Here is a 7727-nt window from a genome sequence, read left to right as displayed (position 1 = left end):
TCTCAACAGTAAGCAAAGAGCCATTGCCGAGGCTACACGCGACAAGTCAAAGAAAATCACACGCCGGAAGGGAGCGACAAAGACACCCCCGGCGACAACGGCACCAACATTGGCCAAAACCATCAGTGAGCCGACTGATGCGGCCGAGAAGATGCCCAAAGTGGTAAAAGTAAAAAAAGAGAAGCCGAAGAAAGAACCAAAGGAAGCATCGTGGGTAGAAAGTTTCCGAATGTTCGGCGATGGCCTCACTCCGGCTACCATAGCCGAACGCCGCGGATATGCCGAGTCGACTGTATGGGGACACCTTGCCAAAGCCATGCAGGATGGAAAACTTGATATCCACGACCTGCTTGACGACAGCACCATCGACAGCATAACCAAAGCCATTGAAAGTTTCGATGGTGTTCCCACCATGACAGAAATCAGGGAACGGCTACGCAACAAAGTGTCTTACAACGAAATCCGCATAGTGCTCACTCATCTCAATCCTTAAAAACAGGCAACGCCGACAGAAGCATCTCGGAGAGTGTAGGATGAGCAAACACCGCACGTGTGCGCAAGTCGTCGACAGTCATGGATGCTGCTATTGCGATGGCAGCTTCCTGCACGATGGCGTCGGCACCGGCACCGATGGCACAGCATCCTACGATACGACGTGTGGCAGCATCAGCCGCGACCTTGACAAACCCCTCGGTCTGCCCCATCGCCGAAGCCATGCCGTTGGCACCATACATCGCCTTTCCGGTAATCAGTGCACCGGGACTGTCGGAAGTCAGCACACCTACCTGAGCGCACTCAGGCAAAGTGAACACAATCGACGGCACATTCCCTACAGAATCACGTACACCCATAGCTACTTCAGCCTGGGCCGAGGCTGCATGAGCAAGCATAAGGCGTCCGTTGCAGTCGCCTATGGCATAAATTCCGGGTACTGATGTATGCATACTGTCATCGGTGCCTATAGCGCCGGCAGGTGTAAACTCAATGCCGATATCGCTAAGACCATCGGGAACTACCGCACGCCGTCCGGCAGCCATCATAACCATCGGAACTGTCAGCGTGTGGTCGCCACGCCGGTCTGTATATGTCACTGTTATTTCGCCTTGTACGGTCGACTCCAGCGATGTTACCTGAGCACCGACAACGACAGTTATGCCACGCCGCGACAACATCGAGCGCAGACGCTTGGCCATCTCGGAGTCAAGGCCCGGAAGTATCTCCCGGCAATATTCCACCACCGTCACCTTGCAGCCGAAGGCATTGGCTATGCATGCGCATTCCATGCCTATCACACCCCCGCCTATTACCACAAGCTCAGGAGGGAGCGCAGTCATGTGCAGAAATTCATCGCTCGTCACCGCAAGTTCAGCGCCAGGCACACGGAGCCGGGCTGGCTCTGAACCGGAAGCAATTATCAGTCGCTTCGAAGCATGCAGCGACAAATCTCCGGTCTCAACCGTATCGGCAGAAACGATACGAGCATCACCGTATACGACAGTATCGGCACCTATAGCCATTTCAGCACCTTTTCGCAACGAGGCTACCACTTCATCCTTGCGGGCGGATGCCACAGCATAGTCGTGATGTATCTCTCCCGTTATCTCTACGCCGAATCCCGAGGCCGATGCTACAGTGGATATCACTGATGCCGACTGGACAAGAGCCTTGGTGGGTATGCATCCGCGATTGAGGCATGTGCCTCCTACCTCTCTGCGTTCGACCACGCACACACTCTCGCCTTTCTCCCGGGCAATAGCGCAGGCCCGCATTCCGGCCGGGCCTGCGCCTATTATTATATTGTCAAATTCCTTGTGGTCCATATAAAGGAGCTATTACAAATCGAAGAATGTAACTTTGGGATGAAGAGCCGCCTCTGTATCGTCGGCATGAGCCACAGGAGTCTCGTAAGGAGCCCCTTTCACAAATTCCGGACGTGATGAAGCATCTTCGGCAATCTCACGCATGGCAGCTATGAAACTGTCGATGGTCTCGAGACATTCGGTTTCGGTAGGCTCAATCATAAGAGACTCGTGGAACAGTAGCGGGAAATATATGGTCGGAGCATGATAGCCGTAATCAAGCAGACGCTTGGCGACATGCAGCGTAGTCACCCCTCCCGACTTGTCTCGCAAGCCGTCGAAGACAAACTCATGCTTGCACACCCCATCTACCGGTAGCAGATAAAGGTCGCGCAGCGATTCCTTTATATAATTGGCATTGAGTGTGGCCAGCGGGCCCACCATAGCCAGTCCTTCGCGTCCGAGAGTAAGCAGATATGAAAGAGCGCGCTGCAACACAGCGAAATTGCCAAGCGTTCCGGTAACTCTTCCGAGGGATGTGTCACCCTCCACCACTGAAAATGTCCCGTCGGCATTACGCACCACACGCGGATTGGGTAGCAGATGCTCAAGTCCGGCACGTACACCTACCGGACCGGAGCCGGGGCCCCCTCCGCCATGCGGAGTGGAAAAGCTCTTGTGAAGATTAACATGCATCACATCAAATCCCATATCACCGGGACGGCATTTGCCAATCATCGGATTAAGATTGGCACCATCATAATACAGCAGAGCGCCGGCATCATGCACCATACGTGCGATTTCCGGAATATTGCGCTCAAACATACCGAGGGTATTGGGATTAGTCATCATCATGGCCGCCACAGTATCGTCGAGCAGCGGGCGCAGGGCATCGATATCAACTGTGCCATCAGGCAGACTCTTGACTTCCACAACCGACAGCCCGGCGACAGCGGCACTTGCCGGATTGGTGCCATGGGCCGAATCGGGCACTATGACTTTCGTCCTGCGCATATCGCCACGCTGTTCATGATAGGCGCGTATTATCATCAGTCCGGTAAGTTCGCCATGAGCACCGGCATATGGGTTGAGGGTAAACTCAGCCATGCCACCAATCTCCGACAGCATGCATTGCAGAGTCCAGTACAGACGCAATGCTCCCTGCGCCGTAGCGTCGGGCTGCATCGGATGAAGCGAGGCAAATGCAGGCTGCGAAGCCATCTCCTCATTAATCTTAGGATTGTACTTCATCGTACACGAACCCAACGGATAGAATCCGGTATCTACGCCGAAGTTGTTGGTGCTCATATTGGTATAATGGCGCACAGCCGCAGGCTCGTCGACCTGAGGCAACGGAAGAGCCTGCGAGCGCATAAGCGACTGAGGGATGGAATCAAGCCCGGGTGCGGAGGCATGAGGCGGAAGAGTGGCGCCGCGGCGTCCATTCCGCGACAATTCAAATATAAGATTGCCGTATAATTTCCTGTTCATAAGTATTTTTTGTTTTCCGGTCATAGCATTTTCAATGTCTCTTCGGCAAAATCTTCTGAAAACTTCACTTTGATAAACATCAAAACAGGTTTGACCAGTTACTTAGCTATAAATGACTTTATAACATCAGGCAATCAGATGGACGCTATAATATCGACCAACGACTGCATCTCGGCTTCGGTGCGCATCTCCGTTACTGCCACAAGAATCCTGTGGTCGCCGATTTTCACTCCGGGGAGCACACCTCTGTCTGCACCCTTGGCAATAATATCATCTACGGGAGCATCCGTATCAAGTACAAATTCATTGAGCCATGGAGCATCGGGCCATGCGGGACGTGCCTTTCCGGTAGCCACTATTCTTTCGAGCAGCCACCGGGCATTTGCAGCTCCGGCCTCATTCACCTCACGCATGCCGTCGGGCCCCATCAGCGAAAGATATATAGTGGCAAAGAGTGCCATCAGCCCCTGGTTGGAACATATATTGCTTGTGGCTTTCTCGCGGCGGATATGCTGCTCACGCGCCTGAAGTGTGAGCACAAACACCCGCTGTCCGTTACCGTCGACAGTCGCGCCTACTATTCGGCCCGGGAGCTTGCGGATATGAGGCTTTTTACAGCAAAGGAATCCGAGATAAGGGCCACCGTAGTTCAACGGCATACCGAGCGGCTGGGCATCGCCGCAAGCAATGTCGGCGCCCCACTCTCCGGGAGTCTTGATTACGGCAAGAGCCGACGGATTGGCATACATGGCAAGAAGAGCCTTGGCGGAATGCACCTCATCGGCAAGCCCTGCATAGTCCTCAAGTATACCGAAACGGTTGGGAGTGGCGACAAGCACTCCGGCTACATCGCCTTGGGCAAGCATCCCGGAAAGAGCCTCGCGGTCGGTAACACCCCCTTCGGTTGCCGGCACCTCATCAAGTATTATACCGTGGTAATGCGCATATGTGGCCATCACAGCACGCACCTGCGGAAGCACCGTGGCACTAACAAGCACACGGGTGCGCTTGCGTGCCGATGCTACCATCATCAACATGGACTCGGCAGCCGCGGTAGCGCCGTCATACATTGATGCGTTGCTGACTTCCATTCCGGTAATGGCAGCCATCATAGTCTGATACTCAAAAATATATTGCAGCGTACCCTGGGAAATTTCCGGCTGATAAGGAGTATATGCCGTGAGGAACTCCGAGCGCGACAGTATCGACGGAATGACCGCCGGAGTGTAATGGTCATAATAACCGGCGCCGGCGAAACATGTGAGCGTACGGTTCTCGGCTCCAAGGGAAGCGAAAAAATCGCGCACTTCCTTTTCTGACTTAGCCGCAGGAAGGTTGTACTCACGTCCGAGAAGCAGCTCCTCCGGGACATCGGCATAAAGCTGATCAAGCGATGTCATGCCGCAGCGGGCGAGCATGGCGGCCACATCCTCGTCGGTATGAGGGAAATAGTGATGATAAGCCATGATTTTAGTTTTAACCCAAATTCTGAAAGATATCAGCTAATCAATGCCCGATAGCCGGCCTCGTCGAGCAGACCCTCGAGCTCTGAAGGATCGGAAAGTTCCACCTTTATAATCCAGGTGTTCATAGCATCCTTGTTTATGAGACCGGGATTGTCGGCAAGCTCATCGTTGACTTCAATCACAGTGCCGCTCACAGGCGAAATAAGGTCGGAAGCGGCCTTCACACTTTCGACACCGCCGAAATCCTGCGAGGCTACAACCTCGTCGTCAACTTCGGGAAGATCGACATAAACTACATTTCCAAGCTGTTGCTGCGCATAATCAGTTATGCCAATCATACCGACATTGCCGTCTACAGTGATATACTCGTGGGTAGGAGAATAATAAGTCTTGCTCATGGGAATTATATTAATAAGGGGTTGATATATTTTATGATTCGATAAGATAACCGAACCGACTGTTAAACGTAAAAAAAATTTACTGTTTTTTGTAATGCTTGTCATAGAAGCGTTTTTTCACTACGCGCCCGGGGAAAGTCTTGCGCCGTATACGTATCCTCACCGGGGTATCCAGAGCGGCATATGACGCCTCAATCAGAGCCATGGCCACGGATTTATCAGCAGAGATGGCATGATAGCCGGTAGTGACATGGCCTATGACGCAATCCGTAGCAGCGTCAAGCACATCATAGCCATGACGCGGTATAGCCCGGTCAGTGAGTTCGATTCCTACGAGGCGGCGCTTCGGGCCCTCCTCCTTGACGCGTGAAACAGCATCACGACCGATGAATCCACCCTCTTTGCCAAACTTGACGAATGTAGAGAGACCGGCCTCGACCGGAGATATGTCTTCGTCGAGTTCATCGCCATAAAGAGGGAGTCCGACCTCAAAGCGCAGGGTATCACGGCATCCGAGTCCGCAAGGCGCACAACGGCCCGACTCAATCAGTGCATCCCACATAGCGCATATCATATCATGTGGAGCATATATCTCGAATCCGTCTTCGCCGGTATAACCGGTACGCGAAATTATAATATCGCTATCGTGCCATGTCGTACACCGGAATGTATAGAATCCAAGGTCGGCGCACGGCACCGAAAGTACACTTTCGACCACCTCCTCCGACAACGGACCCTGCACAGCGATTTCGCCGAGACTGTCGCATAAATCCTCAAGTGCGACATCATATCCTGCCGCATGCCCGTAAATCCAACGGCGGTCTTTTTCTATATTAGCGGCGTTGAACACGAGGAAAAATTCAGTATCCGACAACTTATATACCAGCAGGTCATCGACAACGCCTCCCTGCTCGTTGAGCATCATGCCATAGTAGCATTTTCCGGGTTGTCCGCCGGATACATCATTGGTGAAGATATAGTTGACGAAACGCATGGCATCGGGGCCCTTGACCCACATCTCGCCCATATGGCTCACATCGAACACGCCGCAGGCATTGCGCACGGCATTGTGCTCCTCGACAATTCCTTCATACTGTATAGGCATGTGGAATCCTCCGAACGGCGACATAAGCGCACCGAGCCCAACGTGGCGCGAATGGAGGCATGTAGGTTTGTTATCTTGTGTTTCCATTATTATAGTTTAGGTTATTATATCTATCAGAATATTTTACATAGAAAATTTCATGGTCAGTCCATTCGTCTCACTCAAACAATAGCGAGACAAACTCGTCACGCGTAAGCGACATTATCACCGCAGAGGTGTCAGCCGGCAACTCTGCAAGTCGGCGGGCAACAGCTTCGGGGTTATACCGGCATCCATGAAGTGGACGCAACAGAAGTCTGTCAACATCGTCCAACGGGAAGTAATCTCCGGAAAGCGACACTTGGGCTATGCAGTCGAGCCTGGTTGAGACACACACTCTGAATTCTCCTACCCCCTCTATACGCCTTACGTGGGAATGTGTATCGCTCACGCTATCGCCATATATCCATGACGGATGGTAATACTCAAGCGAACGACGATAGATGCCGACCATGTCCGACGGAGTCAGAGCAAGCTGCTCCTCGCCACAAAACGATTGCCTCGCATATTCTTTGAATTCTGCGATATCAAGTCCGGGCATATTGGAGCGAAGTGTGGTGATACGGCTCCTTACCGACGATATGCCTCGCGCGTCAAGTTTGGCACCGGAGGGCGAAATGGCATTAATCATATGCTGCAGATTGGTATCAAACAGCATGGTGCCATGAATAATACATTTGTCGGGAAGCATATACACTGCATTGCCTGACACTTTGCGGCCGCCGACCAGGACATCGTTGCGGCCGGAAGCACATGCGTCAAACCCAAGCGAACACAACATGTCGACCACCATCCGTGTATATCGCGAAAACAAGGTGGAAACGTCGCCGCGTCGCGGCATTATCGCGCTGAACATTATATTGTCGCCGTCGGCATATACACATCCGCCACCGCTTTTACGACGGAAGAACTGTATGCCATGACTCTTGCAGTAATCCACATCAACCTCACTCTCGATACGCTGGTTGCGGCCGAAAATCACAGTAGGAGCCACCTGCCACATAAAGAAGAGTTCGTCATCGCACTGGAGTCCTGCAAGATACTCTTCCATGGCCAGATAAAATGGCAACGGTCTCAATTTGGTTTCACATGGCAATTGAGCGTATTTCATCGGGAAAAGATTTTGGTCAATGCCCAAATTTAGCGAATGTTTCCCGAAAGACAAAAATAAATCGGCACTATTTATCGTCGGCGAATTCGCCGGCACACACCGGAAGTATATGGTCGGAAAGATTTATGGCAGGAAGAGGAAAAATGCGCGGAAGCAACGATGATGAATCGCGCTCCACATCTTTATTATGCCGGCGGAACACAGCCTCGGCACTGCGTGTGAAGTCGAAGCAGGGATTGCGCCATTGCGACGGAATGTCAGTGCGCGAACGGTCAGAGGCCGCCTCTACGGGGATAAGGCTGAAGTTGTGCACTGAAG

The 7727-nt window shown here is 52.5% G+C and carries 8 protein-coding genes; 1 reads left to right on the top strand and 7 read right to left on the bottom strand.

All coding sequences use genetic code 11. The features are described from left to right. The coding region (locus tag K2I50_RS10665; RefSeq protein WP_301026332.1) for a helix-turn-helix domain-containing protein at nt 1-493 on the top strand (493 nt) is incomplete at its 5' end. Here K2I50_RS10665 and K2I50_RS10660 read toward each other — a convergent pair. The 7 genes from K2I50_RS10660 to K2I50_RS10630 form a co-directional block, all read right to left on the bottom strand. After that, nucleotides 483-1820: a dihydrolipoyl dehydrogenase family protein gene (locus K2I50_RS10660; protein ID WP_301026331.1), complete on the bottom strand. Its 1338-nt coding sequence runs from the start codon at nt 1818-1820 to the stop codon at nt 483-485. The genes K2I50_RS10665 and K2I50_RS10660 overlap by 11 nt on opposite strands. 12 nt (nt 1821-1832) lie before the next feature. Further along, on the bottom strand, nt 1833-3290 hold the full coding sequence (gene gcvPB / locus K2I50_RS10655; RefSeq protein WP_301026330.1) for an aminomethyl-transferring glycine dehydrogenase subunit GcvPB: 1458 nt from the start codon (nt 3288-3290) through the stop codon (nt 1833-1835). A gap of 134 nt (nt 3291-3424) precedes the next feature. Then, entirely contained in the window at nt 3425-4756 is a 1332-nt protein-coding gene (gene gcvPA / locus K2I50_RS10650) for an aminomethyl-transferring glycine dehydrogenase subunit GcvPA (RefSeq protein ID WP_301026329.1), read from the bottom strand. A gap of 32 nt (nt 4757-4788) precedes the next feature. Then, nucleotides 4789-5154 carry a glycine cleavage system protein GcvH gene (gene gcvH / locus K2I50_RS10645; RefSeq protein WP_301026328.1) on the bottom strand — a complete coding sequence of 122 codons (366 nt, stop codon included), beginning with the start codon at nt 5152-5154 and terminating at the stop codon, nt 4789-4791. Nucleotides 5155-5233: 79 nt separating this feature from the next. Continuing rightward, on the bottom strand, nt 5234-6346 hold the full coding sequence (gcvT, locus tag K2I50_RS10640) for a glycine cleavage system aminomethyltransferase GcvT (protein ID WP_301026327.1): 1113 nt from the start codon (nt 6344-6346) through the stop codon (nt 5234-5236). A gap of 70 nt (nt 6347-6416) precedes the next feature. Beyond that, a complete protein-coding gene (locus K2I50_RS10635) occupies nt 6417-7376 on the bottom strand; it encodes a lipoate--protein ligase family protein (RefSeq protein ID WP_301026326.1) in 960 nt (319 codons plus the stop codon). A gap of 100 nt (nt 7377-7476) precedes the next feature. Further along, nucleotides 7477-7727 (bottom strand): hypothetical protein (locus tag K2I50_RS10630; protein WP_301026325.1); only part of this gene is annotated, 251 nt, incomplete at its 5' end.

Source organism: Muribaculum sp. (genome assembly GCF_029051885.1).
Classification (GTDB): domain Bacteria; phylum Bacteroidota; class Bacteroidia; order Bacteroidales; family Muribaculaceae; genus Muribaculum.
The sequence above is the reverse complement of the archived record's forward strand: the minus strand, read 5'-3'. Positions and strand labels throughout refer to the sequence as shown.